We start from the raw sequence: 25,874 nt of genomic DNA on the forward strand, positions 1-25,874 counted from the left end.
CGGGTGCAGCGGCCTGCCGGGCCGCGGGGCCCCGCGCGGGTCACACTTCCCCTCCGCTTCCCCTGCGCTTTCCGTCCGCTTCCCCTCCGCCTCGTACACATGCCCGCCGCATAGGCCGAATGAGGGGCGTACGGGCGATTACTGACCATGAGCCAGGGGCAGGGAGCCGGTATGGGCTTGACGCACGACTTTGGTGACGTGGCACGTAACCGCGGGCATCTGAGGGGACAGCGCGGCCAGTTCTCCCCCCGTGCCGCCGCCCCGCCGCATCCCGCGCACGCCGAGCTGGGCATTCCACGCATCCTGCGCCGCCGTGCGCGCTGGGTGGGCGCCAGACTGCGGCACACCCGCACCTGACACCTCCGCGGCTTCGACGCCACGGCGCCGCGGAGCGCGGGGTACGCCTCAGAGCGCGCAGCCCTGGGTGTCGACCGGAAGCTGCGCCGTGCGGCCCCGGACGATGTCGTCGCGGATCTCGTCGATGCTCAGCGCGTAGCCGGTGCGGTCGTCGTCCAGGGACTTGGCGAACACGACGCCGTAGACCCGGCCGTCGGGCGTGAGCAGCGGGCCGCCGGAGTTGCCCTGCCGGATCATGGCGTAGAGGGAGTAGACGTCGCGGTTGACGGTGCCCCGGTGGTAGATGTCGGGGCCTTTGGCGTGGACGCGGCCGCGTACTCGCGCGGAACGTACGTCGTAGCCGCCGTTCTCCGGGAAGCCGGCGACGATGGCGCCGTCCCCGCTGTCGGCGTCCTGCTCGGCGAAGCGCAGCACGGGCGCGCGCAGCCCGGGGACGTCGATGACGGCGATGTCGCGCTTCCAGTCGTAGAGCACGACGCGGCCCTCGTGGCGCGCTCCCTCGCCGCCGACCTGCACGGTCGGGTGCTCGACGCCGCCGACGACGTGCGCGTTCGTCATCACCTTGCCGGGCGAGAAGACGAATCCGGTGCCCTCCAGCTCCTTGCCGCAGCCGGGCGCCGTACCGACGACCTTGACGATGCTGCGTCTGGCGCGCTCGGACACGGGGCTGCCCGCCAGCTTCGGGTCGGGCGGGGAGACGTCGCGGATCGGCTCGTCGGAGAACGGCGAGAAGACCTGCGGGTAGCCGTTCTCGGCCAGCAGCGAGGCGAAGTCGTCGAACCAGCGGTTGCTCTGCTCCGGCATGACCTGGTCGACGCCGTGCAGGATCGCCGAGCCGCGCACTTCCTTGCCGGGCGTCGTCAGGGAGGTGCCGGCCAGCGCCGTGCCCAGCAGCCAGGCGACGAACAGCATCGCGAGGACGTTGACGAGCGCACCCCCGGTCGCGTCCAGCGCACGCGCGGGCGACCAGGTGATGTACTGCCGCAGCTTGTTGCCCAGGTGGGTGGTGAGCGCCTGCCCGACCGAGGCGCAGACGATCACGACGACGACGGCGCCGATCGCCATGCCGGGACCGGGCCGGCTGCCGTCGGTGAACTGGTCCCACAGGAGAGGCAGCACGAGCAGCGCCACCAGGCCGCCGCCGAGGAAGCCGAGGACGGACAGGATGCCGACGACGAAGCCCTGGCGGTATCCGACGATCGCGAACCACACGGCTGCCACGATCAGCAGTACGTCCAGCACGTTCACCGAATCATCCTCGCCTCGGGTTCACTTCGACCTGCCCCGCCCGCCTTCCCCGAAGGGCGCTCCGTGCGGAACGTTCCGTGGGGAACCTACGGGGGACGGGAAAGACACCGTCTCACGGGGGCGGGGAGCGAGAATCACGCGTGCCAGTCGAGGGGCACCCGGCGGTCGTGGTCCCAGGGGCGCTCCCAGCCGGCGTAGTGCAGGAGCCGGTCGATGACCCCCGCGGTGAACCCCCACACCAGCGCGGATCCGACCATGAAGGCAGGGCCCACGTGCCCGGCCGGGTGGACGGCCATGGCGCGGTTGGCCGGGTCGGTGAGCTCGGTGACGGGGACGGTGAACACGCGGGCCGTCTCCGCCGGATCAACGGGCGCCACCGGGCTGGGGCGGTGCCACCAGCCGAGCACGGGCGTGACGACGAAGCCGCTGACCGGGATGTACAGGCTCGGCAGCACTCCGAACACCTGCACGCCGGAGGGATCGAGTCCTGTCTCCTCCTCCGCCTCGCGGAGCGCCGCACGCAGCCTTCCGTCCCCCTGCGGATCGCCGTCCTCCGGATCGAGCGAGCCACCGGGGAAGGACGGCTGACCGGCGTGCGAACGCAGGCTGGAGGCCCGCTGGATCAACAGCAGCTCCGGCCCCTCCTTGCCCTCGCCGAACAGCACGAGGACGGCGGAGGGACGGCCACCGCCGTCGGGCGGCGGCAGGAAACGGCTGAGCTGGCTCGCCTCCACCGTCTCGGCGGCGTCCCGTACGGGCGCCAGCCAGTCGGGCAGGCCGCGCCCGCTGACCTCCACCGACGGCAGACCGCCAGCCGGCGACGGGGACGGGGAGGGCCGGAGGTGCCGGGCCGGCTCGGAGGCGTGGGACTGAGGGGTGTGGTGGGACTGCTGGGAGTGGTGCCTGGCAGGCGTCACCGGGCGGCTCCGCTGCCGCCCTCGGGCGCCGCGCGCGAGGGCAGCGGCGGCGCGGGCTGTCCCGGATAGTCGGCCGGCGGCTTGAGACGCTGGCCCGGCTGACCGCCCATCTCGTACTTGAGCAGCTTCTTCGCCTTCTCCGGGTCGGTCTCGCCCTCCCCGTACGAGGGGCACAGCTCGGCGATGGGGCAGGCACCGCAGGCCGGCTTGCGTGAGTGACAGATGCGGCGGCCGTGGAAGATCGTGCGGTGCGAGAACATCGTCCACTCGCTCTCCGGCAGCAGGTCGTCGATCTCCTGCTCGACCTTCACGGCGTCCGTCTGCTCGGTGAGCTTCCAGCGGCGCACAAGGCGCCCGAAGTGGGTGTCGACGGTCAGTCCTGGGAGGCCGAACGCGTTGCCCATCACCACGAACGCCGTCTTGCGGCCGACACCGGGCAGCTTCACCAGCTCCTCGACGGTGCCGGGAACCTCGCCCCCGAAGTCGTCCCGCAGGGCGGCCGAGAGCCCCAGCAGCGACTTCGCCTTCGAGCGGAAGAACCCGGTGGGACGGATCAGCTCCTCGAGCTCCTCCGGGTTGGCGGCGGCCATGTCCTCAGGGGTGGGGTACGCGGCGAAGAGGGCGGGTGTCGTCTGGTTGACGCGCAGGTCGGTCGTCTGGGCGGAGAGAACGGTCGCCACCAGCAATTCGAACGGATTCTCGAAATCGAGTTCCGGGTGCGCGTAGTAGTACACCTCAGCCAGCGCGTCGTTGATCCGCGCCGCCCGTTTCGCCTTGGACTCCTGCGACTCCGGCCTCGTGCCGGCCGCCTGCTTGGCGGCAGTGGCCTTCTTCCCCGCCGCCCCCCGCTTGGAGGCGGTGCCCTTCTTGGCCGCTGTCTTAGTGGCGGCTGTCTTGGAAGCCGTCGTCTTGGAAGCCGTCGTCTTGGAAGCCGCTGTCTTGGAAGCCGCTGTCTTGGAGGCCGCTGTTTTCGTGGCGGCTGCCTTCTTCGACGTGGCTGTCTTCTGCGAGGCGGCGGCCTTCTTCCCCGAGGCCGTCTTCTTCGCTCCGGTGGCGCCGCTGGACGCCGTGGGGGCCGTTTTGGTGGCGGCACGCTTGGTGGCCGCCTTCTCGGGGGACGCCTTCTTCGGAGCGGCCTTCCCGGGCTCCGGGGCGGCCTTCTCGCCCGTCGTCGTCCGGCCCGTCGTCCCCTTGGGGGACTCGTGTTCGCTCACAGCGGAATCCTCCGTCACCGTCACCCGTCCAGGCCCCCGCCCGTCGATTCACTCCGTGGCCGGGGGACACTCGGCCAGCGTAAGGGCGCCCACCGACATTCGTGGCTCACGCAGCCGATCCGAGGCCCTAGCGCGCCCCGCGTTGGGGCCCACGGCATGAGTGCGTCAAACTTGGGACTGATTGCTGTGACTGATCGCATGGTTTCACCGTCCGGCATCATGGGATCCACGGACCCCATGGGCAGGTCGACAAGGAGAGAACTCGTGGACGACGTTCTACGGCGCGCCCCGCTCTTCGCGGCGCTCGATGAGGAGCAGGCTGCTGAGCTGCGCGCCTCCATGACGGAGACGACGCTGGCTCGCAGTGAGGCCCTCTTCCACGAGGGTGACCCGGGTGACCGCCTCTACGTGGTGACCGAGGGCAAGGTGAAGCTGCACCGCACCTCGCCCGACGGCCGGGAGAACATGCTCGCGGTCCTGGGCCCGGGCGAGCTGATCGGCGAGCTGTCCCTGTTCGACCCGGGTCCGCGTACGGCGACGGCCTCGGCGTTGACCGAGGTCAAGCTGCTGGGCCTGGGCCACGGCGACCTGCAGCCCTGGCTGAACGCCCGCCCCGAGGTGGCCTCGGCCCTGCTGCGGGCGATCGCCCGGCGGCTGCGGCGCACCAACGACTCCATGTCCGACCTGGTCTTCTCTGACGTGCCGGGGCGCGTGGCCAAGCAGCTGCTCGACCTGTCCCGGCGGTTCGGGGTGCAGTCCGAAGAGGGCATCCACGTCGTGCACGACCTCACGCAGGAGGAGCTGGCGCAGCTGGTGGGTGCCTCCCGCGAGACGGTCAACAAGGCGCTGGCCGACTTCGCGGGGCGCGGTTGGCTGCGGCTGGAGGCCCGTGCCGTGATCCTGCTGGACATCGAGCGGCTGGCCAAGCGCTCCCGCTGACCGGCCTCGCCGTCGCGCCCTTCCCGCACCTCATGTGCGTCAGTACGTCCGTGCGTCAGTACGTCGTGTAAGGGGCGTTCTCCATGGAGGACGCCCCTTACCTGCGCTCGCACGCAGACGTGCTCACACGCTGGCCTCACACGTGGTCAGCCACCGTCACACCACCCCGCGCTCCGCGAGGTAGTCGAGCTGTGCCCGTACGGACAGCTGCGCCGCCGGCCACAGCGATCTGTCGACGTCCGCGTAGACGTGGGCGACGACCTCGTGCGCGCTGCGGTGCCCTGCCTCGACGGCGGCCTCCACCTGGGCGAGCCGTTTGGCGCGGTGGGCCAGGTAGTGGTCGAGGGCTCCCTGCGCGTCGGCGAGGACGGGGCCGTGCCCGGGGAGGACGTGGCTGACGCCGTCGTCGACCGTCAGGGAGCGCAGGGCGCGCAGGGAGTCGAGGTAGTCCCCGAGCCCGCCGTCCGGGTGGGCGACGACGGTGGTGCCGCGCCCGAGCACCGTGTCGCCCGTGAGCACGGCGGCGTCGGCGGGCAGGTGGAAGGAGAGCGAGTCGGCGGTGTGTCCCGGGGTGGGCACGACGCGCAGTTCGAGGCCGCCCGTCGTGACGACGTCCCCGCCGGCCAGCCCCTCCTCGCCCAGGCGGAGCGCCGGGTCGAGGGCGCGTACGGGCGTGCCCGTCAGCTCGGCGAAGCGCGCCGCGCCCTCCGCGTGGTCCGGGTGGCCGTGGGTGAGCAGCGTGAGCGCCACCCGTCTGCCCTGCCGCTCGACGGTGGCGACGACGTTCCGCAGGTGCGTGTCGTCCAGCGGTCCCGGGTCGATGACGACGGCCAGGTCGGAGTCGGGCTCGGCCACGATCCAGGTGTTGGTGCCGTCGAGCGTCATGGGCGAGGGGTTGGGCGCCAGGACGCAGTACGCGCGGGTGCTCGCCCAGCCGGTGATGTCGCCTGAGCGAGGCTGCCCTGGGAGTGCCGCGGTGTCGGTCATGCGGGATCGATCCTCTTGGTGAACTCGTCGTGTCCGGGCCAGCTGAGCACGATCTCCCCGCCGTCCAGGCGGGCCCGCGCGAGAACAGGTGTCAGATCGCGTGCGGCGGATCCGGCCAGCGCGTCCGCCACGCCCGTGTACGGCGCGAGCGCCCGCAGGGTCGCGATGGTGGGCGGCATCATCAGCAGGTCGCCCCTGTCGTACCCGGCTGCGGCCTCCTGGGGGCGTACCCAGACGGTGCGGTCTGCCTCGGTGGAGGCGTTGCGGGTGCGCTGCCCTTCGGGGAGGGCGGCGACGAAGAAGTACGTGTCGTAGCGCCGCTTCTCGAACTCGGGTGTGATCCAGCGGGCCCAGGCGCCCAGCAGGTCGCCCCGCAGGACGAGTCCCCGGCGGTCGAGGAAGTCGGCGAAGGACAGCTCGTGTGCGACCAGGGCCGCGCGGTCGGCCTCCCAGTCGTCCCCCGTGGTGTCGGCGACGACGGTGTGCGGGTCGGGTCCGGCCAGCAGCACGCCGGCCTCCTCGAACGTCTCCCTCACGGCGGCGCAGACGATCGCGTGTGCCGTCGCCTCGTCGGTGCCCAGCCGTTCCGCCCACTGCGCGGGGGTGGGCCCCGCCGTGTCGGCCCCGCGGGCGTCCCGCGGATCGACGGAGCCGCCGGGGTAGGCGTACGCACCACCCGCGAAGGCCATCGAGGTGCGGCGGCGCAGCATGTGGACGACGGGGCCCTCCGCGGTGTCCCGCAGGAGCATGACGGTGGCGGCGGTACGCGGGGTCACCGGGGTGAGCTCGCCGGCGGCCAGCGCACGGATGCGCTCGGGCCACTCGGGCGGGTACCACTGGCCTCTCCCGGCAGGCTCCTGGCCGGTCTCTGCGGGCTGCTGCCCGGCCCCGGCGGGCCCCTGGCCCGGCACGGCCCCTGCGGACGTCTGGCCCGCCCCTGCGGACTCCTGACCCGACTCGGCGGACTCCCGACCCGACCCGGCAGGCTCCTGACCCGGCCCCGTGCGGGGCCGACGGCTCCCGGAGGGCGAGGCGGACGAGGTGGAGGAGGTGGACGACATGGGCGGATGCTACGGCCCGCCGCTTCGATGTTCGAGAGGCGGCGGGCCGCGAGCACCGCGATGGTGACCGGAGCGGACGTGCCGGTCAGGCGTCTCAGTCGGTCAGTTCGACCTGGATCTCGACCTCGACGGGGGCGTCCAGCGGCAGGACGGCCACGCCGACCGCGCTGCGCGCGTGCACGCCCTTGTCGCCCAGCACCTCACCGAGCAGCTCGCTGGCGCCGTTGACGACGCCCGGCTGACCGGTGAAGTCGGGTGCGGACGCGACGAAACCGGTGACCTTGACGACACGTGCGACGTTGTCCAGGTCCCCGGCGACGGACTTCACGGCCGACAGCGCGTTCAGCGCGGCGGTGCGCGCCAGGTCCTTCGCCTCTTCCGGCGTGACCTCCGCACCGACCTTGCCGGTCGTCGGCAGCGTGCCCGACACCAGCGGAAGCTGCCCCGCGGTGTACACGTACCGACCGGTGCGTACGGCCGGGACGTAGACGCCGGCCGGGGTGGCGGTCTCGGGCAGGGACAGTCCCAGCTGCGCGATCCTGTCCTCGACCGCACTCACGCCTGCTTCTCCCGCTTCAGGTAGGCCACGAGCTGCTCGGGGTTGTTCGGCCCTGGCACGACCTGGACGAGCTCCCAGCCGTCCTCGCCCCAGGTGTCCAGAATCTGCTTGGTCGCGTGCACCAACAGCGGCACGGTCGCGTATTCCCACTTCGTCATGGGAAGACCCTAACGAACGCGCGGCCTCCTCCCCCACGCCCCGGGAACGGCCATCCCCCGGCACTGAGCGGCCATACCCACGGCATGTGAACGGCGCCTCAGGTAGGGGGAACAGCGCCCCAGACCACCGGAACCGGCCACCGGAACCGGCCGCCGGCGCCCGTCCCGTCCCGTCCCGTCACGCCCGGAAAGCGGCTGCCCGCCCGACCCCGTCCGCTTCCGGGTTCCCGGCCGGGTCTCGCCGGGCCGACGGCGAAGAATTAGGCTCCCAGCCGTGGGCAGGCTTCACGTAGTGACCGGCAAGGGCGGCACCGGCAAGACGACGGTCGCCGCCGCTCTCGCGCTGGCTCTGGCGCGCGGCGGAAAGCGGACGCTGCTCGTCGAGGTGGAGGGCCGCCAGGGCATCGCACAGCTCTTCGAGACCGCGCCGCTGCCCTACGAGGAGCGCAAGATCGCCGTCTCGCACGGGGACGGCGAGGTCCACGCGCTCGCCATCGACGCCGAGCGGGCCCTCCTCGACTACCTCCAGATGTTCTACAAACTCGGCAGCGCCGGCCGCGCCCTCAAGCGGCTGGGGGCCATCGACTTCGCGACGACGATCGCCCCCGGACTGCGCGACGTGCTGCTGACCGGAAAGGCGTGCGAGGCCGTCCGGCGCAGGGACAAGCGACAGCGCCCCGTCTACGACGCCGTCGTCATGGACGCCCCGCCCACCGGCCGCATCACCCGCTTCCTCGGCGTCAACGAGGAGGTCGCGGGGCTCGCCAAGGTCGGCCCCGTCCACAACCAGGCCCAGGCCGTGATGCGCGTCCTCAAGTCGCCCCAGACCGCGGTGCACCTGGTGACGCTGCTGGAGGAGATGCCGGTCCAGGAGACCGTCGACGGCATCGCCGAGCTGCGGGCCGCCGGACTCCCGGCCGCCTCCGTCGTGGTCAACATGGTGCGCGCGGGCCTCCCCGGCGAGGACCAGCTCCTCGCCCCGCACCGGCACACCGACGAGCTCACCGGCGCCCTCGCCCGGGCCTTCTCCCAGGCCGGACTCGGCACCGCGGGGGGCGGCGGACACGCCGAGCGGCTCGTCGCGCCGCTGCTGGAGCAGGGCCGGGAGCACGCCGAACGCGTCGCCCTCGAACGCGGACTGCGCACCGAACTGCGCGCGCAGGGGCTGCCCGTGCGGGAACTCGGCCGGCTGAGCGAGGGCGTGGACCTGCCCGGCCTCTACGGGCTCGCCACCGCATTGCACGACCGGTGGCACACGGGAGAACCCGCGTGAGCGCAGGACGACACCCGTGAACGCGGCGGATCCGACGCGAGCCGTGGAGCCGACGCGAGCCGTTACGCGGGCGCGAGCCGTGGAACCGGCCCGAGCCGTTGCACCGGCGCAGACCGTCGCGCCGACACGAGCCGTTACGCGGGCGCGAGCCGCGAAACCCGCCCGGCTCGGGGAACCCGATTCCGCCCACCGCAAGGAGAGGCTTCCATGAGCACGCCGCCGGCCACCGACGTGCTGGACGTCGACCCCCTTCTCGACGATCCCGCGACGCGGATCGTCGTCTGCTGCGGGTCCGGAGGCGTCGGCAAGACCACCACGGCCGCCGCGCTGGGCGTCCGCGCGGCGGAACGCGGCCGCAGGACCGTCGTGCTGACCATCGACCCCGCACGGCGGCTCGCCCAGTCGATGGGCCTCACCGAGCTGGACAACGTCCCCCGCGAGGTGCCCGGCATCGACACCTCGGCGGGCGGTGAACTCCACGCGATGATGCTCGACATGAAGCGGACGTTCGACGAGGTCGTCGAGGCGCACGCCGACCCCGACCGCGCCAGGGCGATCCTGGAGAACCCCTTCTACCAGTCGCTTTCGGCGGGCTTCGCCGGCACGCAGGAATACATGGCGATGGAGAAACTCGGCCAGCTGCGCGCCGGAGACGAGTGGGACCTGATCGTCGTCGACACCCCGCCCTCCCGTTCCGCCCTGGATTTCCTCGACGCCCCCAAGCGACTCGGCTCCTTCCTCGACGGGAAGCTCATCCGCATGCTGATGGCCCCCGCGAGGGTCGGCGGGCGCGCCGGGATGAAGGTCGTGAACCTGTCCATGGCCGGCCTGTCCATGGTCACCGGCGCCCTCGACAAACTGCTGGGCGCGGGGCTGCTGCGCGACGTGCAGACGTTCGTGGCCGCGATGGACACCATGTTCGGCGGCTTCCGCGCCCGCGCCGACGCGACCTACCAGCTGCTCCAGGCGCCGGGCACCGCCTTCCTCGTCGTCGCCGCACCCGAACGGGACGCGCTGCGCGAAGCCGCGTACTTCGTGGAACGCCTGGCCGCCGACCGGATGCCGCTGGCAGGACTCGTACTCAACCGGATGCACGGCGGCGCCGCGGCCGGGCTGAGCGCTGAGCGGGCCCTGGCCGCAGCGGAGACGCTCACTGCTGAAAATCTTGAAATCGACGGCATTGTCGATCACCGCCCAGGGAAGAGTGTCGTGCGGAGCGCTCCGGCGGCCGACGCGGAAGCCCTGGAGGCGCACGAGGCTCCCCAGACTTCCGTGCCCCCCGAAGACCCCGCATCCCGCGCAGACAGCGCGGCCTCCGTGGCGCCCGAGACACCCGAAGTCCCCGTGGCTTCCGAAGCTGCCCCGGCTCCCCAAGCCGCCGTGGCTGCCGAGGACGGCTCCCCCGCCTCGGACTCCCCGGCGGGCTCCGGCCCGCACCCGTCCGACGCGGACACGGCGGAGACGACCGCGACGGACGACGCCGTCGGACTGGCGGCGGGGCTCCTGCGGCTGCACGCGGAGCGCATGCGCCTGCTGGCACGCGAGCGGCGCACCCGCGACCGCTTCACCACGCTCCACCCGGAGGTGGCGCTGGCCGAAGTCCCCGCGCTCCCCGGTGACGTCCACGACCTGACAGGACTGCGCACCATCGGAGAACGCCTGGCCCACCAGCACGCGGAGGAGACTCCCGCCTCACACCGTCCGGCCGACTCCCGCTGAGCCGCCCGCGTCTGCCCGCGAGGAGTCCGCGAGGAGTCCGCGAGGAGTCCGCGAGGAGTCCGCGAGGAGTCCGCGAGGGACGAACCTACCGCCCTACCGCGCCGAGCCCTGGCAGGACCGTTTCTGCTGAACGAGCAGCAGGACCGTTTCGCCGGAGCCGGCAGCAGGACCGTTTCGCCTGGTTCTCCCGCGCTCAGCAGCACGTCTCCCAGAACGCCTCTCGTAGCAGGCGGCAGGCGGCATGCAGCAGGCCGCACGCAGCACGCGTCTCGCGAGGGCTCAGCCCACAGCGGCGTACCGCGGTTCGTTCTCGGCCGCGTCGAGTTGCACCTCGACTGGCAGCATGATGCCGCTGCTGCGCTCGTACTCCGAGCGCGCGGTCTCCAGTAGTCGCCGCCAGGACGTGACCGTGGGGCGGCGGCGCAGCAACGCTCTCCGCTCGCGCTCGGTCATTCCTCCCCAGACTCCGAACTCCACGCGGTTGTCCAGAGCGTCGGCGAGACATTCCGTGCGGACCGGGCAGCCCGTGCACACGGCTTTCGCGCGGTTCTGCGCGGCCCCCTGCACGAACAGTTCGTCCGGATCCGTAGAGCGGCAGGCCGCCTGCGCGCTCCAATCTGTAACCCAGCTCATTGCCGGTGCCGTCCTCTCCCGAATCGAGGCTCCCCCACGGCGGTGAACGGCATATTCACCGTTGCCAGTTGAGGACGTTACGGAAGAGAAGTCCGGACGCAACACCCCCTTCGGGCCCAATCTTGCATGGCCCGAACGGACTATGCGTGCCTGTCACATCACCCAACGGAGTGACGAAGAGGTGCCGTAGGGGACAGCGTCGCAGGCGGGGCGAGGGGGAACCGACCGGGAACCGGCCACGGTCGGCCCGGCAGGGCCGGAAACCGGCCAGATCCTGACCCGTCGGGATCTCCCGGCACCGTCCCCGACACCGCCACCGCCGTACTCGTGAGACGAACCGCATGTGCTCATGAGACGAACCGAGGGTGCTCGTGAGGCGGAGGTGAGGTGCTCACGAGGCGGGGAGAGGTGCTCGTGAGGCGAAGGTGAGGTGCTCGTGAGGCGGAAGTGAGCGGCGGTACCGGAGTGACGACGGGCTCAGACTAGGCGAGGATCACGGCACTGTCCGGCGTTTGCCACGCTTCCCCGCGGGTTCCCCGCGCCGGCGGCGTCGTAGGCTCTTCTTCATGGCTAAGAAGCGCGCGGGCCGCGGAGTCAGCCGACCCCAGCAGATCGCCAAGTTCGTCGGCGTCAGTGTGCTGGCGGGGACGGTGATGGCCGGGCTCGCGCTGCCCGCCGTCGGAACGCTCGGCCTGGCGGCCAAGGGCACGGTCGAGGGCTTCGACGAACTGCCGGCCAACATGAAACGGCCCCCGCTCAGCCAGCGCACCACCATCCTCGACAACGAGGGCGGCGAGATCGCCAAGGTCTACTCCCGTGACCGCACGGTCGTGGACCTGGACGACATGTCGCCGTACGTACGCAAGGCGATCGTCGACATCGAGGACGCGCGCTTCTACAAGCACGGAGCCGTCGACCTCAAGGGCGTCCTGCGGGCGCTGAACCGCAACGCGCGCTCCGGCGAGGTCTCGCAGGGCGCCTCCACCCTCACCCAGCAGTACGTGAAGAACGTCTTCGTCGAGGAGGCCGGCAACGACCCCGACAAGGTCGCCCAGGCCACCCAGCAGACCATCGGCCGGAAGATCCGCGAGCTGAAGTACGCGATCCAGGTCGAGGAGGAGCTGGGCAAGAAGCAGATCCTGGAGAACTACCTCAACATCGCGTTCTTCGGGCAGCAGGCCTACGGCGTCGAGGCGGCGGCCCAGCGCTACTTCTCCAAGTCGGCCAAGGAGCTGGACCTGGACGAGGCGGCCCTGATCGCGGGCCTCGTCCAGTCCCCGACCCGCTACGACCCCGTCGTCCACGAGGACGAGGCCCTCAAGCGGCGCAACGTCGTGCTCGACCGGATGGCCGTGCGCCACCACATCTCCCGCGCCGAGGCGAAGAAGGCCCAGGAGAAGCCGCTCGGCCTGGATGTGAGCAGCCCGAAGAACGGCTGCATCACCTCGACCATGGGCGCCGGCTTCTTCTGCGACTACGTGCGGCGGGTCTTCCTGAACAGCGAGACGTTCGGCGACACCCGCAAGGAGCGGGCCAAGCGGTGGAACCGCGGCGGTCTCACCATCAAGACCACGCTCGATCCGAAGGCGCAGAAGTCCGTCCAGAACTCGATCCGGTCCCACGTCAACCAGTCCGACAAGGTCGCGACCGCCGCGGCCATCGTGCAGCCGGGCACGGGAAAGATCCTGGGCATGGGCCAGTCGCGCCCCTACGGCTTCAACGCGCAGAACAACGAGACCCAGATAAACCTCTCGGTGGACGACGACATGGGCGGCGGAGCCGGCTACCAGCCCGGCTCCACCTTCAAGCCGGTGATCGCCGCGGCCGCGCTCGACAAGGGCGTCACCCCCTACAAGTCGTACCCCTCCCCCTACCGCATGCAGTACCCGTCGCCCGTCGACACCTGCAAGGGCAAGTGGAGCGGCAAGGCACCGGTCGAGAACGAGAACTCCAGCGAGGTCGGCCCCTACCGGATGAAGGAGGCGATCGCGAAGTCGGTCAACACCTACTTCGTCTCGCTGATAGGGGACACCGGCATCTGCCCGGTGACCGACATGGCCAAGAAGATGGGCATCGAGCGCGCCGACGGGAAGAAGATCGACCAGGTCCCCTCGATCTCGCTCGGCACGCAGGAGATGTCACCGCTGACGATGGCCGAGGGCTACGCCACCTTCGCCAACCGCGGCGTGCACTGCACCCCCGTCGCCATCGAGTCGATCACCGACGCGCAGGGCAAGAAGCTCGACGTGCCGAAGACCGAGTGCAAGCGCGCCATGAAGACGAAGACCGCCGACACGGTCAACACGCTGCTGCGCGGCGTGGTCGAGGACGGCACCGGCAAGAAGGCCGGGCTGAGCGGCCGCGACAGCGCGGGCAAGACGGGCACGACCGACCAGCGGTACGCCGCCTGGTTCGTCGGCTACACCCCGAACATGTCCGGCGCTGTGTGGGTCGGCGACCCCGCGCACCGCACCAGGATGGTCGACATCAGCATCGGTGGCCACACCTACCCCAAGGTCTTCGGCGGCGAGGTGCCCGGACCGATCTGGCGCGACGCGATGACGGGCGCACTCAAGGACGAGGACGCGCCCGACTTCCACCGCGTGCCGATCCGCGACGGCAAGGGCGGCAAGAAACCCCAGTCGCCGCCCCCCGAGCCGCCCGCGAACACGCCCCCGCCGGACGACGACGCCGACGACGGGGGCGGCGGCCCACCCTCGGACCCCTGGCCTGACGTGACGGTGCCGCCGGACCTCGTCGGAGGCGGCGACAACGGCGGCGGTATCGGCGGAGGCCCCGGAGGCGGCTGGCCCGGCGGAAACGGCAACGGCAACGGGGGCGGCGGATGGGACGTGGGCGGCGGTGGCGGCTGGCCGTAACCGGCCCGGGGGCCGGGCCCGGTGCCGACACCGGCGCCCGACCCTCTCGCACGTAGGCCCGCCGGCACCGGCAATGGATATCCGGACGTTCGAATGTCCGGCTGTCCGGCTGTCCCGCACGGCAACCCGGCGAGGCAGGCCGGAAGGAATACTGCGCCAGGCGGGCCGGAAGGGCTACTGCGCGAGGCGCTTCTTGACGGCAGCGGCGACACGGCCGCCCTCCGCCCGGTCCCCGACCCTCGGGTTGACGATCTTCATGACGGCCCCCATCGCCCTGGGACCCTCGGCACCGGCGGCCCGGGCCTCCTCCACGGCCTCGGCGACGAGCGTCGCCAGTTCCTCGTCGGAGAGCTGCTGGGGCAGGTAGTCCGCCAGAACCTCCCCCTCGGCCCGCTCCCGCTCGGCCTGCTCCGTCCGGCCGCCGCCCGCGAACGCCTCGGCCGCCTCGCGCCGCTTCTTCGCCTCACGGGTGATGACCTTCTGCACCTCGTCGTCGGAGAGCTCGCGCGCGCTGGTGCCCGCGACCTCCTCCTTCGTGATCGCGGAAAGGGTCATCCGAAGCGTGGCGGAGCGCAGCTCGTCGCGCTCCTTGATCGCTGCGGTCAGGTCGTCCTGCAGCCGGGACTTGAGCGTGGTCATGAGGTCAGTGTGCCACCCGCCGTGTACCTGACGCCCGGCATATGAGGGCCCGCACCGGCCCACGTGATCACCGCGCGCCTCCGCGTACGAGCCCGGATCTGCAACCATGGGGCCATGCGCGCGCGATACCGGATCCCCCTCAAGACAGCCGTCGGCCTCACCGCGTTCGGCGCGGCCTGCGTGGGATACGCGGCGGGCGTCGAAGCCCGCTCGTTCCGCCTGCGCCGGGTCTCCGTGCCCGTCCTGCCGCCCGGTATGCACCCGCTGCGCGTCCTCCAGGTCTCCGACATCCACATGGTCTGCGGCCAGCGCAAGAAGCAGCGGTGGCTGCGCGAGCTGGCGGCCCTGCGGCCCGACTTCGTGATCAACACAGGGGACAACCTGTCCGACACCGAGGGCGTCCCCGAAGTCCTCGACGCCCTGGGCCCGTTGATGGAGTACCCGGGCGCGTACGTCTTCGGCTCGAACGACTACTACGGACCGAAGCCGCGCAACCCCGCGAAGTATCTGCGGGAGAAGGCCAGCGGCCGGCACGGCCTGAACGGCAACGCACCCGCCGTCGGCGCCATCCACAACCCGTGGGAGGAGCTGCGCGACGCCTTCGACGCCGCCGGCTGGATCGGCCTGACCAACACCAGGGGCCGCCTCAAACTGGACGGCGGCCAGGAGATCGCGCTGACCGGCCTGGACGACCCGCACATCAAGCGCGACCGGTACGGCGAGGTGGCCGGCGGCCCCGAGGAGGACGCGGACTTCTCCCTCGCCGTCGTACACGCTCCGTACCTGCGCGTACTCGACGCGTTCACCGCGGACCGCTACCCCCTGATCCTCGCCGGGCACACCCACGGCGGCCAGCTCTGCGTCCCCTTCTACGGCGCCCTGGTCACCAACTGCGACCTCGACACCGAGCGGGTCAAGGGGCTCTCCACCCACCGGGCCGGCGGACACGAGTCGTACCTCCACGTCAGCGCGGGCTGCGGCACCAACCGCTACACCCCGGTCCGCTTCGCCTGCCCCCCGGAGGCCACCCTCCTCACCCTCCACCCCCGCGAGTCCTGACCCGCGGGACCCCCGCGGCCGACCCCGGGAAACCCGATTTCACCTCAGCGCTCCCCTGAGCTAAAGTAGTCCTCGTTGCTTCGGGGTGTAGCGCAGCTTGGCAGCGCGCTTCGTTCGGGACGAAGAGGTCGTGGGTTCAAATCCCGCCACCCCGACAGAGAAACAGCAACCAGGGCCCGTCTTCCATGCGGAAGGTGGGCCCTGGTTGCGTCGTGAGTGACTATAGCTCCGTGGATCGCACCACTCCGCCTCCAGACGCGCGAGAACCCTCGACGTCACGAGCGCGAAGATCGACTCCGCCTCTATGAGCTCAGGCTCTCCCTGCCACTCGTGCGCCTGACCCGGCATGCACTCACGGAGACCAAGGAAGGCGTCGGACAGCAGACCACACGTCAGGCCGCCGCCGGATACCGCAAGGACCACCTGGAGCCAGGGCGAATCAGTGGTACGTGCTGCCGCCGCGAAGAAACCGCCTCCGACAAAGAGCAAGATCAGAAGTGCACAGCACCGACCACCCCGTGTCACTTAGCGGCAGGGTAACTAAGTGACACGGGGTGGCAAGGGACTCCCGGCGAGCCTCCGAAGCGGAGCGCACAGCTGGCACATTGCGTCACTTAATGCCAAAATGGCACTCAGTGAACGTGAGGGTGAAGGGTGGCGCACGATGGCCGACGACGTGGCAGCGACCGAACGCAGCCGTGGCGGGATGAGTGAGCAGCGGCGCCGTCGCGTACGTCTGGAGATCTCGCGGGAGGCGGCACGCCTATTCTGGGCGCAGGGCGTCGACGGCACGAGCGGTGACCAGATCGCGGAGGCGGTGGGTCTGTCGACCCGCACCATCTGGCGGCATTTCCGCAGCAAGGAGAGCTGTGCGGAGCCGATCGTGGCGCAGAGCGTGGAGTGGGAACTGACCTCTCTGCGCAGTTGGCCACTGCACCGCTCCCTGGAGGAGCACTTCGCCACGGAGGCGAAGCGGTTTGTCAACGAGATCAGCCCGCTGGAGCAGGCCGACGCCGGGCTGGGCGTCAAGATGATGCGCTTGGCCGAGACCGAACCGGCCCTGCGCACGGCCTGGCTGATGGCCTGCGACCAGGTGGAACACGAACTCGCCGGGGTCATCGCGACTCGCCTCGGACGCAAGCCCGACGACCTCGAGGTACGTCTGCACGCCGCCGCCACCGGGGCCTCCCTGCGCGTCATCAACGAGTACGTCGGCGCCGGCCTTCTGGACGGCGCCGATCCACGAGAGCTCGGTGACGAGAACTTCGCTTTCATCGCGGACGCCGTCCGCACGGCCACCGGAGGCGCCGTGGGCGACCCGGTCCACGTCGACGGGGCACCCGCCGAGCCGGACGAGGCCGCTGCTGACCGACAGGGGATCTGAGCGGCGCCCCTGAGCGGCACACTCCGGCGGCCTCAGCCACGGACGCGGGAGCGGAGCCGTCCGCTGCTGCCTGCACCGTGCACGCCACCTCAACACGCGAGGTCCCCAGAGCATGGCCTCTCCGGTGCGTTCTTGCCCCTTCGGGGTGTTCGCGTGCAGGTCAGCCAGGTCCGGGTGGTCCTGCCGTAGCCGGCGCAGGTAGGGCACTGTCCGCTCAAGCCCGATCCGCGGCGGGCGAGGCTCGTGCCAGGAAGACGGCGTCGGCCTCGGCGTGCGGATGCTCCGCCGGAGCCCTCCGGTAGGGCCCCTCCGGTGCGGAGTCGGCCAGCACGTCGCGCATCGCGGCGGAGCCGCGCACCGTGCGCGGCAGCACACCCTGTACCGCACCAGGGGTTGCGACGTCCGCGACGGCCGCGACCTCCACGAGGAGTCGGCGGCGGACTGAGCGAGACGGCTGACGCGGGGGAGGTCGACAGCGAGCGCCGAACCGTCGGCGAGGCCGTGCTCGCCCTACCGGAGGACGGGCGACCCGCTGGGCGGGGAGTTCGCCGAGGTGTGGCCCAGGGCACACCGCACGGGGTGGCTTCGATCGTCACTTAGTGACAACATGTCCCTCAGTGACGAAACTTTCCGCCCTCAAGACCACCCCGGAAGGACGGATCACCATGCAGATCACCAGTCCCCAGGAGACGGCGACCGCCGTGCAGACGGCAGACCGGAAGAAGTCGGCCCTCGACCAGGCGGGCGGCGTCAAGGGGGTCGTCTACTCGGCGCTGCCCGCCCTGGTGTTCGTCGTCGCCAACAGCGCCGGCGGGCTCAAGGTCGGCATCCTCGCCGCTCTCCTCGTCGCCTGCGGCATCGCGGTGCAGAGGCTGATGCGCAGGGAGTCGATCCAGCCCGCCCTCGGCGGCGTCTTCGGCGTGGCCATCGCCGCCGGCGTCTCCTGGTACACGGGATCCGCCAAGGACTTCTTCCTCATCGGTATCTGGGCGAGCCTGGCCGGCGCCGTCGCCTTCGTCCTCTCCGTGGCGCTGCGCTGGCCCCTGGCGGGCCTGATCTGGAACTCGACGACCGGCAAGGGCACCGTCTGGCGGGCGGACAAGCGTTCGCGGATCTACTACGACGTCGCCACCCTGGTGCTGGCCGCCCTCTTCGGCGCCCGGTTCGCCGTCCAGCAGTACCTCTACCAGGCCGACGAGGTCGGCTCACTGGGCTTCGCCAAGATCGCCATGGGCTATCCGCTCCTCGCCGTCGGCCTCCTGGCCGTCGCCTGGGCCGTCCGAGCTTCCGACAACCGGCTGAAGGCCGTAGGACTGCTGCCCACCGAGCAGACCTGACCGGCGGCTTTTGTTCCTCGTCCGTACCGGACGGGCCGCCCACCCTTCGTCGGCGCAGCCACAGCTGAACGACGTCTTCGTCCCCCGGCCGAAGGAAGAGGTGAATCCGTGCAAGTGAGCAACCGCTTCGCGCTCAGCAGCCAGGCCCGCGCTCCGCACGGCCTGGCTGGACGCGGCCACGATCTGAGACCCGTACGCGGCGTCCCCGGCTGGGGACGTGTCGCCCGTGCGTCACCTTTTTTCGTGCGGGCCCGGGTGCGGGCCCCGGTCGGGGCCCAGTTGGTGGAGGGTGGTGGCCAGTTGGGGTGGGGTGAGGGGCGGGGTGGGGAGGGGGGACGGGGAGAGGGTGGGGGCGCGGAGGGCGTCGAGGAAGAGGGTGAGGGGGCGGCGCCAGGCGTCGGGGGTCGTGGCGGCGGTGAGTGCGGGGACGGCGCGGCCCAGGGCCGCGAAGCTGAACAGGAGGTCCTCGGTGGTGACATCGGCACGGATGGTGGCTTCCGCGTGCCCTCGTCGCAGCAGGATCTCGACCGTCTCGCGGTTGTGCGCGTGCACCGTCTCCAGCGTCTCGACGCCTTCGAGGTGGGTGGTCATCAGGTCGTTCGCGCCGCGGTCGGTGGCCAGGACGGTGAAGATCTCCGCGAGGTAGTCGCACAGTCCCGACCACGCGTCCTCGGCGGTTCGGGCCTGTTCGCCGACGGTCATCGTGTGCGTCAGCAGGTCGCGGAAGACGGCGTCCACGAGGGCGGCGCGGGTGGGGAAGTGGCGGTAGAGCGTGGCGTTGCCGATGCCGGCTCGTCGGGCGATCACGTCGAAGGGCGCTTCCAGTCCCTGCTCGGTGAAGACCTCGTGGGCGGCGTCGGTGAGGAGTTCCCTGTTGCGGCGTGCGTCGCGGCGCCGGCGGGGGGATGCCGCGGGCGAGGCGGGGGGCGGGCCCTCACCGGCCGGCGGGCGCCCGCCGCGACCGCCGCGCGCGTCGTGGTCGCCGCGACCGCCGCGCGCGTCGTGGTCGCCGTGGCGGCCACTCCCCTTCGCCCCTGCGTGGCCGCCGCGCCTGTCCTCGGTCATCGTCACCTCCGGTGGAAACGGGGAGTCCTCCCCGGCGTGATGCTATCGTCGGCCCGAGTGGGGAGCGCTCCCTGATTCTGGGAGGTGGCGGCTCGTATCCCCGCTACGCCGGCCTGCCCGTCTCGCAGGAGGGGAGGCGACGGCGGCGGTGGGCGAGCTGCCCGTGTACCCGGGGTAGTACTTGAGACGGAGCCGCGCGGATCATCTTCTGTGCGGACGACCCGGGGCCGGCGGCTGCATAGCGTGTCGGTATGACGCAGACGCACCACACCGATGCCCGCCCGGAGGCCAGGTTCGCCCGGCACGGGTTCGCGAACCTGCGCGGGGACCTGCTGTCGGATCCGTTCGGATACGATCCGCTGCCTCCGCTCCGAGCCGGGTGGGTGGCCCGCTGGGAGAAGCGGCTGCCCGGTGGGCTGGGCCGGTACGTGCGGTGGCTGCCGCACGGTGCTGTGCTGGCCGCCGCGGTGCTGTTCTTCCTCGTCTCCACGACCAAGACCGTGGAGTTCCGCGCCTCCGGTGCGCTGTTCGACCTGGTGTTCACCGTGCTGGTGTCGATGTCCGTGGGCATGGTGGTGTTCCGCCCCGTGGGGGCGTACTGGATGTCGCTGTGCGCCGTGGTGCTCAGTCTGCCGACGTCGCTGTACTCGTTCACCGAGCCGCGCACCGAGATCGCGATGGCGGGGCACCTGTTCGTGATGGTGCTCGTGGTGCTGCGTACCCGGCCCCGGGTCGCGGCGGAGATGTGGCTGGTCACGGTGGCGGTCAGCACGCTGCTCGCGGCGCTGACCGGCGGCGTCATGACGGCCCTGCCCTCGATCGCGACGTTCGCCGCCGTGGCGCTGGTGACCGCCGCGGCCATTCGGGCGTGGCGGCAGGAGCGGCAGCACGTGGTGGAGACGGAGACGGTCACCGCGCGCGAACGGTCCCGCCGTACGCTGCTGGAGGAGCGCAACACCATCGCCCGGGAGCTGCACGACGTGCTCGCCCACCACATGTCCGTCATCGCCATCCAGGCGGAGGCCGCCCCCTACCGGGTGGCGGAGCCCCCGCCCGAGCTGGCGACGTCGTTCGCCACCATCCGGGAGAACGCCGTGGCCGCGCTGACCGAGCTGCGCCGCATCCTGGGTGTCGTACGGGCCGAGGACCCCGACGCGTACGCCGACGACGCGCCGCAGGCCCCGCAGCCCACCCTCGCCGACCTCGACGCGCTGTACGCGAGCGTGCGCTCCGCGGGTCTGGAGGTCGACAGCGTGGTCACCGGCGCGGTCGCGCCGCTGTCGCAGGGGGTGGAGCTGTCCGCGTACCGCATCGTGCAGGAGGCGCTGAGCAACGCGTTGCGCCACTCCCCCGGCGCACCGGCCCGGGTGGAGCTGTCCTACGTGCTCGGCGGACTGGGCGTACGGGTGGTCAACGGGCCCCCGGAGCAACGGCCTTCGGGGCCCGGAGGCGGGGCACGGGCCGCGGCCCCGCCCCCGCGGGGCGGTGGCGGGCACGGGCTGCTCGGCATGCGGGAGCGGGTGCAGGTGCTCGGCGGCGAGATGACCGCGTCCGGCACGCCGGAGGGCGGCTTCGAGGTGGCGGTCTTCCTGCCCGCCGGTACGGCGACGCCGACCGAGGCGGCGGGCTCGGCGGGCTCGGCGGGCTCGGCGGGGTCCGGGCGAGCGGCGGCCGGCTCCGGCCCGGCGGCGGGCCCGGCGCGGCCTGCCGCGGGTGACGGCCTCGGGGAGGGCGCGGCGTGATCCGGGTACTGATCGTCGACGACCAGGCCATGGTCCGCGAGGGGTTCTCCGTGCTGCTGGGGGCCATGCCGGACATCGAGGTCACGGGGGAGGCGGCCGGGGGTGAGGAGGCGGTCGCGAAGGTGGCCGAACTGCGGCCCGACGTGGTGCTGATGGACATCCGCATGCCCGGCATGAACGGGCTTGAGGCCACGAAGGAGATCGCCGCCCTCGACTCCGGCACGAAGGTGCTGATCCTCACCACCTTCGACCTGGACGAGTACGTCTACCAGGCGCTGCGCGCCGGAGCCAGCGGCTTCCTGCTGAAGGACGCCTCCACAGGTCAGCTCGCCGAGGGGGTCCGGGTGGTGGCCTCGGGCGAGGCGCTGCTCGCGCCGACGGTGACCAAGCGGCTGATCACCGAGTTCTCCCGGCTCGGGGGCCCGCGCCCGCAGGCCCCCGAGCGCGTGGAGGAGCTGACCGAGCGGGAGACCGAGGTGCTGGCGCTGGTCGCCCAGGGGTTCTCCAACGGGGAGATCGCCGAGCACCTGATCGTGGCGGAGTCCACGGTCAAGACCCACGTGAGCCGGATCCTGGTCAAGCTGGGGCTGCGGGACCGTACGCAGGCGGCGGTGTTCGCCTTCGAGGTGGGCCTGGTGACGCCGGGCGGGTGAGCGCCGGGGAAGGGAGGGGCACCGGGCGGAGGGGTTCCGCCCAGGCCCGGGGCGTCACTCGTCGCCCTCCAGCTCCCCTTCCGTCTCCAGGTAGATCTGGCGCAGCGCGTCGAGTGCGGCCGGATCGGGTTTCGACCACATGCCGCGGGACTCGGCCTCCAGGAGGCGTTCCGCGATGCCGTGCAGCGCCCAGGGGTTGGCGTCCTGGAGGAAGCCGCGGGTGGCCTCGTCCATGACGTAGGCCTCGGTGAGCTTGTCGTACATCCAGTCGGCCACCACGCCGGTGGTGGCGTCGTAGCCGAAGAGGTAGTCGACCGTCGCCGCCAGTTCGAAGGCGCCCTTGTAGCCGTGGCGGCGCATCGCCTCGATCCACTTGGGGTTGACGACGCGGGCCCGGAAGACGCGGGACGTCTCCTCCACCAGGGTGCGGGTGCGCACCGTCTCGGGGCGGGTGGAGTCGCCGATGTAGGCCTCGGGTGCGGTGCCGCGCAGGGCGCGCACGGTGGCGACCATGCCACCGTGGTACTGGAAGTAGTCGTCCGAGTCGGCGATGTCGTGCTCGCGGGTGTCGGTGTTCTTGGCGGCCACCGCGATCCGCTTGTAGGCGGTCTCCATCTCCTCGCGGGCCGGACGGCCGTCCAGTTCCCGCCCGTAGGCGTATCCGCCCCAGACGGTGTAGACCTCGGCGAGGTCGGCGTCGGTGCGCCAGTCGCGGGAGTCGATCAGTTGCAGGAGGCCCGCGCCGTACGTGCCGGGGCGGGAGCCGAAGATGCGGGTGGTGGCCCGGCGTTCGTCCCCGTGCTCGGCCAGGTCCTGGCGGGTGTGGGCGCGCACGAAGTTGATCTCGTCCGGCTCGTCCAGCCCCGCGGCCAGGCGCACCGCGTCGTCCAGCAGCCCCACCGTGTGCGGGAACGCGTCGCGGAAGAACCCGGAGATGCGCAGCGTCACGTCGATGCGCGGGCGCCCCAGTTCCTCGTGTGGAACGGGTTCGAGCCCCGTCACCCGGCGCGAGGCGTCGTCCCACACGGGGCGGACGCCCAGCAGGGCCAGGGCCTCGGCGATGTCGTCGCCCGCGGTGCGCATGGCGCTCGTCCCCCACAGGGACAGGCCGACGGAGGTGGGCCAGGCGCCGTTGTCGCCGCGGTAGCGCTCCAGGAGGGAGTCGGCCAGTGCCTGGCCCGTCTCCCACGCGAGCCGGGAGGGGACGGCCTTCGGGTCGACGGAGTAGAAGTTGCGGCCCGTCGGCAGGACGTTGACCAGTCCGCGCAGCGGCGACCCCGAGGGCCCCGCGGGGACGAAGCCGCCCGCCAACGCGTGCACGGTGTGGTCGAGTTCGTCGGTGGTCGCGTCCAGCCGGGGCACCACTTCGCGGGCGGCGAAGGTGAGGATGTCGGCGACCCGCGGGGGCTGTTCCGCCGCCACCGCGTCGACCGCGGCCGGGTCCCATCCGGCCGCCTCCATCTCCTCGACCAGTGCGCGCGCCCGTGCCTCCGCCGCGTCGGAGGCCGTGCGGGTCGCCGCCGATTCGTCCAGGCCCAGTGCCTCCCGCAGGCCCGGCAGCGTGTGTGCGCCGCCCCAGATCTGGCGGGCGCGCAGGATGGCCAGGACGAGGTTCACCCGGTCCTCGCCGCCGGGCGCGGTACCCAGCACGTGCAGACCGTCGCGGATCTGGGCGTCCTTCACCTCGCACAGCCAGCCGTCGACGTGCAGCAGGAAGTCGTCGAAGCCCTCGTCGTCGGGGCGCTCCTCCATGCCGAGGTCGTGGTCGAGCTTCGCCGCCTGGATCAGCGTCCAGATCTGCGCCCGGATCGCCGGCAGCTTCGCCGGGTCCATCGAGGAGATCTGCGCGTACTCGTCCAGCAGTTGTTCCAGCCGGGCGATGTCGCCGTAGGAGTCGGCGCGCGCCATCGGCGGGACGAGGTGGTCGACGAGTGTGGCGTGCACCCGGCGCTTGGCCTGCGTGCCCTCTCCCGGGTCGTTGACCAGGAACGGGTAGACCAGCGGGAGGTCGCCCAGCGCCGCGTCGGGCGCGCAGGCGGCGGACAGGCCCGCGTTCTTGCCCGGCAGCCACTCCAGGTTGCCGTGCTTGCCCAGGTGGATCATCGCGTCCGCGCCGAAGCCGCCCTCCGCTCGCGGGGCGGCGATCCAGCGGTAGGCGGCCAGGTAGTGGTGTGAAGGCGGCAGGTCGGGGTCGTGGTAGATGGCGATGGGGTTCTCGCCGAAGCCGCGGGGCGGCTGGATGAGGACGAGCAGGTTGCCGCGGCGCAGCGCCGCCAGCACGATGTCGCCCTCGGGGTTGTGCGTACGGTCGACGAACATCTCGCCGGGCGGAGGACCCCAGTGCTCCTCGACCGCGTCCCGCAGTTCCCGCGGGAGCGTGGCGTACCAGCGGCGGTAGTCCGCCGCCGGGATACGGACCGGGTTGCGGGCCAGTTGCTCCTCGGTCAGCCAGTCCTGATCGTGACCGCCCGCGTCGATGAGCGCCCTGATGAGCGCGTCGCCCTCGTGCTCGCCACTGCCGTCGGCCTCGCCTTCACCGGCGTCCGCTTCGTGGCCTTCGGCGGCGGCTTGCCCGGGGGGTGTTCCGTGGGCCGGCCCGGGGGGTGTTGCGCGCGCGTCACCACCTTGGGGGGTGACGGTTCCACCACTACCCCCCTTCTGTGCGGGTGCGGGTGCGGGTGCGGATGCGGGTGCGGCGTCGGCCCCGGGTACGAGGCCCGGGATGTCCTCGGGCGGGCCGAAGTCGTAGCCCTCCGCCACCAGGCGCCGCAGCAGCGCCATCGCACTGGCCGGAGTGTCCAGACCCACCGCGTTGCCGATCCGCGCGTGCTTGGTCGGATACGCCGACAACACGAGCGCGAGCCGCTTCTCGCCCGCCGGAATGTGCCGCAGCCTGGCGTGCCGCACCGCGATGCCCGCGACCCGCGCCGCCCGCTCCGGGTCGGCGACGTACGAGGGCAGACCGTCCTCGTCGATCTCCTTGAAGGAGAACGGCACGGTGATCAGACGGCCGTCGAACTCCGGCACCGCGATCTGGCTCGCCGCGTCGAGCGGTGAGACGCCCTCGTCGTTGCGCTCCCAGTCCGAGCGGGGGGCCGTCAGACACAGCGCCTGGATGATCGGCACGTCCAGGCCGGTGAGCGCGCCCGCGTCCCACGCCTCGTCGTCGCCGCCCGCCTGGGCGTCGGCCGGCTTGGTGCCACCCGCGCCACCCGCCGCCAGCACGGTCGTGACGATCACATCCGCCGCACGCAGCTCCTCGACGAGCTCCGGCTCCGGCGTGCGCAGGGACGCCACGTACAGCGGAAGCGCCCTGCCGCCCGCCGCCTCGATCGCGTCGCACAGCGCCGCGGCGAACGCCGTGTTCCCGCTCATGTGGTGCGCACGGTAGTAGAGCACCGCCACGGTCGGCGCGTCGGCGGGCAACGCGGCCGCGTGCGGTCCTGGATCCCGCCGCAGCGCGCCCCACGAGGGCGCCGGGGCGGGCGGCTCGAAGCCGTGCCCGGTCAGCAGGACCGTGTCCGAGAGGAACCCGGCCAGCTGCGTGAGGTTCGCCGGGCCGCCGTGTGCCAGGTAGGCGTGTGCCTCGGCGGCCACACCGATCGGCACCGTCGAGGCGGCCATCAGCTGGGCGTCCGGGGCCTGTTCGCCCGTCAGGACGACGAGCGGACGGCCGCTCTCGCGGAGCAGGTCGACACCCTGCTGCCAGGCGCGGATACCGCCCAGCAGGCGGACGACGACGAGGTCGACACCGTCGAGGAGCGCGCCGAGCTCCTCCTGGAGCGCCCCTTCGGACAGCCGGGTCGGGTTGGCGTACCGGTAGGAAAGGGGGTTCGCGGCCGGGGAAGAGGCCGCCGCCTCGGCGGCGGACGCGCTCTCGTTCGCCGCGCGAGCGCTGAGGAGGTCCGTGTCGGAGGTCGAGAGGAGGAGGATCACCCGCGGGGTGACGTCCCCCTGAGCGGCGTCGCGTGACGAGAGCAGCATGCTGCGGTCGGCCCTTCCTCGGGGTGTCCACGCCCCGGGTGTCGGTATGGGTCTCCCCTGCCCGCGG

The 25,874-nt window shown here is 71.9% G+C and carries 22 protein-coding genes and 1 tRNA gene; 11 read left to right on the top strand and 12 right to left on the bottom strand.

The genetic code is table 11. The features are described 5' to 3' along the window. The first annotated feature begins 198 nt into the window (after positions 1 to 198). Positions 199 to 357, top strand: a complete 159-nt coding sequence (locus tag DTL70_RS13190) for a hypothetical protein (protein ID WP_423835464.1) — start codon at positions 199 to 201, stop codon at positions 355 to 357. Positions 358 to 405: 48 nt separating this feature from the next. Here the strand turns inward: DTL70_RS13190 and DTL70_RS13195 are convergent, their stop codons facing one another. From DTL70_RS13195 to nth, 3 genes are all read right to left on the bottom strand, one after another. Beyond that, on the bottom strand, positions 406 to 1,605 hold the full coding sequence (locus DTL70_RS13195; protein WP_114022102.1) for a MarP family serine protease: 1,200 nt from the start codon (positions 1,603 to 1,605) through the stop codon (positions 406 to 408). A 134-nt stretch (positions 1,606 to 1,739) separates the two neighbouring features. After that, positions 1,740 to 2,411, bottom strand: coding sequence for an NUDIX hydrolase (locus DTL70_RS13200; RefSeq protein WP_114022251.1), 672 nt, complete (start codon positions 2,409 to 2,411; stop codon positions 1,740 to 1,742). Positions 2,412 to 2,518: 107 nt separating this feature from the next. Next, positions 2,519 to 3,736 carry an endonuclease III gene (gene nth, locus DTL70_RS13205; protein WP_114022103.1) on the bottom strand — a complete coding sequence of 406 codons (1,218 nt, stop codon included), beginning with the start codon at positions 3,734 to 3,736 and terminating at the stop codon, positions 2,519 to 2,521. A 264-nt stretch (positions 3,737 to 4,000) separates the two neighbouring features. Between nth and DTL70_RS13210 the strand changes: the two genes are divergently transcribed. Further along, on the top strand, positions 4,001 to 4,675 hold the full coding sequence (locus tag DTL70_RS13210; RefSeq protein WP_114022104.1) for a Crp/Fnr family transcriptional regulator: 675 nt from the start codon (positions 4,001 to 4,003) through the stop codon (positions 4,673 to 4,675). 156 nt (positions 4,676 to 4,831) lie between these two features. Here the strand turns inward: DTL70_RS13210 and DTL70_RS13215 are convergent, their stop codons facing one another. The 4 genes from DTL70_RS13215 to sp36 all read right to left on the bottom strand — a co-directional run bounded on the left by DTL70_RS13215 (position 4,832) and on the right by sp36 (position 7,440). Next, positions 4,832 to 5,662 (bottom strand): MBL fold metallo-hydrolase, encoded by an 831-nt coding sequence (locus tag DTL70_RS13215; protein ID WP_114022105.1) that lies wholly within the window; start codon positions 5,660 to 5,662, stop codon positions 4,832 to 4,834. Further along, positions 5,659 to 6,723 carry an NUDIX hydrolase gene (locus DTL70_RS13220; protein WP_245979339.1) on the bottom strand — a complete coding sequence of 355 codons (1,065 nt, stop codon included), beginning with the start codon at positions 6,721 to 6,723 and terminating at the stop codon, positions 5,659 to 5,661. Before DTL70_RS13220 ends, DTL70_RS13215 begins: the two co-directional genes overlap by 4 nt. A gap of 94 nt (positions 6,724 to 6,817) precedes the next feature. Next, positions 6,818 to 7,282 carry a RidA family protein gene (locus DTL70_RS13225; RefSeq protein ID WP_114022106.1) on the bottom strand — a complete coding sequence of 155 codons (465 nt, stop codon included), beginning with the start codon at positions 7,280 to 7,282 and terminating at the stop codon, positions 6,818 to 6,820. Next, positions 7,279 to 7,440, bottom strand: a complete 162-nt coding sequence (gene sp36 / locus DTL70_RS13230; RefSeq protein WP_003975360.1) for a Sp36 family protein — start codon at positions 7,438 to 7,440, stop codon at positions 7,279 to 7,281. The genes DTL70_RS13225 and sp36 overlap by 4 nt, the downstream gene beginning before the upstream one ends. 274 nt (positions 7,441 to 7,714) lie before the next feature. Here sp36 and bagA point away from each other — a divergent pair, with 274 nt between their 5' ends. Next, the gene (gene bagA, locus DTL70_RS13235) at positions 7,715 to 8,713 is read left to right on the top strand and encodes an ATPase BagA (protein WP_114022107.1); all 999 of its coding nucleotides are present in this window, start codon (positions 7,715 to 7,717) and stop codon (positions 8,711 to 8,713) included. Positions 8,714 to 8,920: 207 nt separating this feature from the next. Beyond that, positions 8,921 to 10,432, top strand: a complete 1,512-nt coding sequence (bagB, locus tag DTL70_RS13240; RefSeq protein WP_114022108.1) for an ATPase BagB — start codon at positions 8,921 to 8,923, stop codon at positions 10,430 to 10,432. Between the two features lie 279 nt (positions 10,433 to 10,711). Here bagB and DTL70_RS13245 read toward each other — a convergent pair whose 3' ends face one another. Beyond that, complete coding sequence (locus DTL70_RS13245) at positions 10,712 to 11,065, bottom strand: WhiB family transcriptional regulator (protein ID WP_114022109.1); 354 nt, start codon at positions 11,063 to 11,065, stop codon at positions 10,712 to 10,714. 566 nt (positions 11,066 to 11,631) lie between these two features. On the opposite strand from DTL70_RS13245, the gene DTL70_RS13255 reads away from it, so the two are divergent. Beyond that, complete coding sequence (locus DTL70_RS13255) at positions 11,632 to 13,944, top strand: transglycosylase domain-containing protein (protein ID WP_114022110.1); 2,313 nt, start codon at positions 11,632 to 11,634, stop codon at positions 13,942 to 13,944. 174 nt (positions 13,945 to 14,118) lie between these two features. Here DTL70_RS13255 and DTL70_RS13260 read toward each other — a convergent pair whose 3' ends face one another. Beyond that, the gene (locus DTL70_RS13260) at positions 14,119 to 14,583 is read right to left on the bottom strand and encodes a GatB/YqeY domain-containing protein (protein ID WP_114022111.1); all 465 of its coding nucleotides are present in this window, start codon (positions 14,581 to 14,583) and stop codon (positions 14,119 to 14,121) included. Between the two features lie 114 nt (positions 14,584 to 14,697). Between DTL70_RS13260 and DTL70_RS13265 the strand changes: the two genes are divergently transcribed. The 3 genes from DTL70_RS13265 (at position 14,698) to DTL70_RS13275 (ending at position 17,026) form a co-directional block, all read left to right on the top strand. Further along, complete coding sequence (locus tag DTL70_RS13265) at positions 14,698 to 15,642, top strand: metallophosphoesterase (protein ID WP_114022112.1); 945 nt, start codon at positions 14,698 to 14,700, stop codon at positions 15,640 to 15,642. Positions 15,643 to 15,723: 81 nt separating this feature from the next. Beyond that, positions 15,724 to 15,797, top strand: a tRNA-Pro gene (locus DTL70_RS13270). Between the two features lie 509 nt (positions 15,798 to 16,306). Beyond that, the gene (locus DTL70_RS13275; protein WP_114022113.1) at positions 16,307 to 17,026 is read left to right on the top strand and encodes a TetR/AcrR family transcriptional regulator; all 720 of its coding nucleotides are present in this window, start codon (positions 16,307 to 16,309) and stop codon (positions 17,024 to 17,026) included. Positions 17,027 to 17,240: 214 nt separating this feature from the next. Here DTL70_RS13275 and DTL70_RS33525 read toward each other — a convergent pair whose 3' ends face one another. Then, positions 17,241 to 17,399 (bottom strand): hypothetical protein, encoded by a 159-nt coding sequence (locus DTL70_RS33525; RefSeq protein ID WP_181860911.1) that lies wholly within the window; start codon positions 17,397 to 17,399, stop codon positions 17,241 to 17,243. Between the two features lie 292 nt (positions 17,400 to 17,691). Here DTL70_RS33525 and DTL70_RS13285 point away from each other — a divergent pair, with 292 nt between their 5' ends. Then, positions 17,692 to 18,363, top strand: a complete 672-nt coding sequence (locus DTL70_RS13285) for a DUF3159 domain-containing protein (RefSeq protein WP_114022115.1) — start codon at positions 17,692 to 17,694, stop codon at positions 18,361 to 18,363. A gap of 231 nt (positions 18,364 to 18,594) precedes the next feature. On the opposite strand, the gene DTL70_RS13290 is transcribed toward DTL70_RS13285, so the two are convergent. Then, positions 18,595 to 19,428, bottom strand: a complete 834-nt coding sequence (locus DTL70_RS13290; protein ID WP_181860912.1) for a TetR/AcrR family transcriptional regulator — start codon at positions 19,426 to 19,428, stop codon at positions 18,595 to 18,597. A 251-nt stretch (positions 19,429 to 19,679) separates the two neighbouring features. On the opposite strand from DTL70_RS13290, the gene DTL70_RS13295 reads away from it, so the two are divergent. Both DTL70_RS13295 and DTL70_RS13300 read left to right on the top strand, forming a co-directional pair. After that, the gene (locus tag DTL70_RS13295) at positions 19,680 to 21,170 is read left to right on the top strand and encodes a sensor histidine kinase (protein ID WP_114022116.1); all 1,491 of its coding nucleotides are present in this window, start codon (positions 19,680 to 19,682) and stop codon (positions 21,168 to 21,170) included. After that, the gene (locus tag DTL70_RS13300) at positions 21,167 to 21,823 is read left to right on the top strand and encodes a response regulator (RefSeq protein ID WP_114022117.1); all 657 of its coding nucleotides are present in this window, start codon (positions 21,167 to 21,169) and stop codon (positions 21,821 to 21,823) included. The genes DTL70_RS13295 and DTL70_RS13300 overlap by 4 nt, the downstream gene beginning before the upstream one ends. 54 nt (positions 21,824 to 21,877) lie before the next feature. Here DTL70_RS13300 and cobN read toward each other — a convergent pair whose 3' ends face one another. Beyond that, on the bottom strand, positions 21,878 to 25,807 hold the full coding sequence (cobN, locus tag DTL70_RS13305) for a cobaltochelatase subunit CobN (protein WP_114022118.1): 3,930 nt from the start codon (positions 25,805 to 25,807) through the stop codon (positions 21,878 to 21,880). Positions 25,808 to 25,874: the final 67 nt, after the last annotated feature.

The sequence above is a fragment of the Streptomyces diacarni genome, assembly GCF_003323715.1.
GTDB classification, from domain to species: domain Bacteria; phylum Actinomycetota; class Actinomycetes; order Streptomycetales; family Streptomycetaceae; genus Streptomyces; species Streptomyces diacarni.

Coding starts and splice junctions, on each gene's coding strand:
- DTL70_RS13215 (WP_114022105.1), bottom strand. CDS start 5,662: ATGACCGACACCGCGGCACTCCCAGGGCAGCCTCGCTCAGGCGACATC.
- DTL70_RS13220 (WP_245979339.1), bottom strand. CDS start 6,723: ATGTCGTCCACCTCCTCCACCTCGTCCGCCTCGCCCTCCGGGAGCCGT.
- sp36 (WP_003975360.1), bottom strand. CDS start 7,440: ATGACGAAGTGGGAATACGCGACCGTGCCGCTGTTGGTGCACGCGACC.
- bagB (WP_114022108.1), top strand. CDS start 8,921: ATGAGCACGCCGCCGGCCACCGACGTGCTGGACGTCGACCCCCTTCTC.
- DTL70_RS13245 (WP_114022109.1), bottom strand. CDS start 11,065: ATGAGCTGGGTTACAGATTGGAGCGCGCAGGCGGCCTGCCGCTCTACG.
- DTL70_RS13255 (WP_114022110.1), top strand. CDS start 11,632: ATGGCTAAGAAGCGCGCGGGCCGCGGAGTCAGCCGACCCCAGCAGATC.
- DTL70_RS13260 (WP_114022111.1), bottom strand. CDS start 14,583: ATGACCACGCTCAAGTCCCGGCTGCAGGACGACCTGACCGCAGCGATC.
- DTL70_RS13265 (WP_114022112.1), top strand. CDS start 14,698: ATGCGCGCGCGATACCGGATCCCCCTCAAGACAGCCGTCGGCCTCACC.
- DTL70_RS13275 (WP_114022113.1), top strand. CDS start 16,307: ATGGCCGACGACGTGGCAGCGACCGAACGCAGCCGTGGCGGGATGAGT.
- DTL70_RS13285 (WP_114022115.1), top strand. CDS start 17,692: ATGCAGATCACCAGTCCCCAGGAGACGGCGACCGCCGTGCAGACGGCA.
- DTL70_RS13290 (WP_181860912.1), bottom strand. CDS start 19,428: ATGACCGAGGACAGGCGCGGCGGCCACGCAGGGGCGAAGGGGAGTGGC.
- DTL70_RS13295 (WP_114022116.1), top strand. CDS start 19,680: ATGACGCAGACGCACCACACCGATGCCCGCCCGGAGGCCAGGTTCGCC.
- cobN (WP_114022118.1), bottom strand. CDS start 25,807: ATGCTGCTCTCGTCACGCGACGCCGCTCAGGGGGACGTCACCCCGCGG.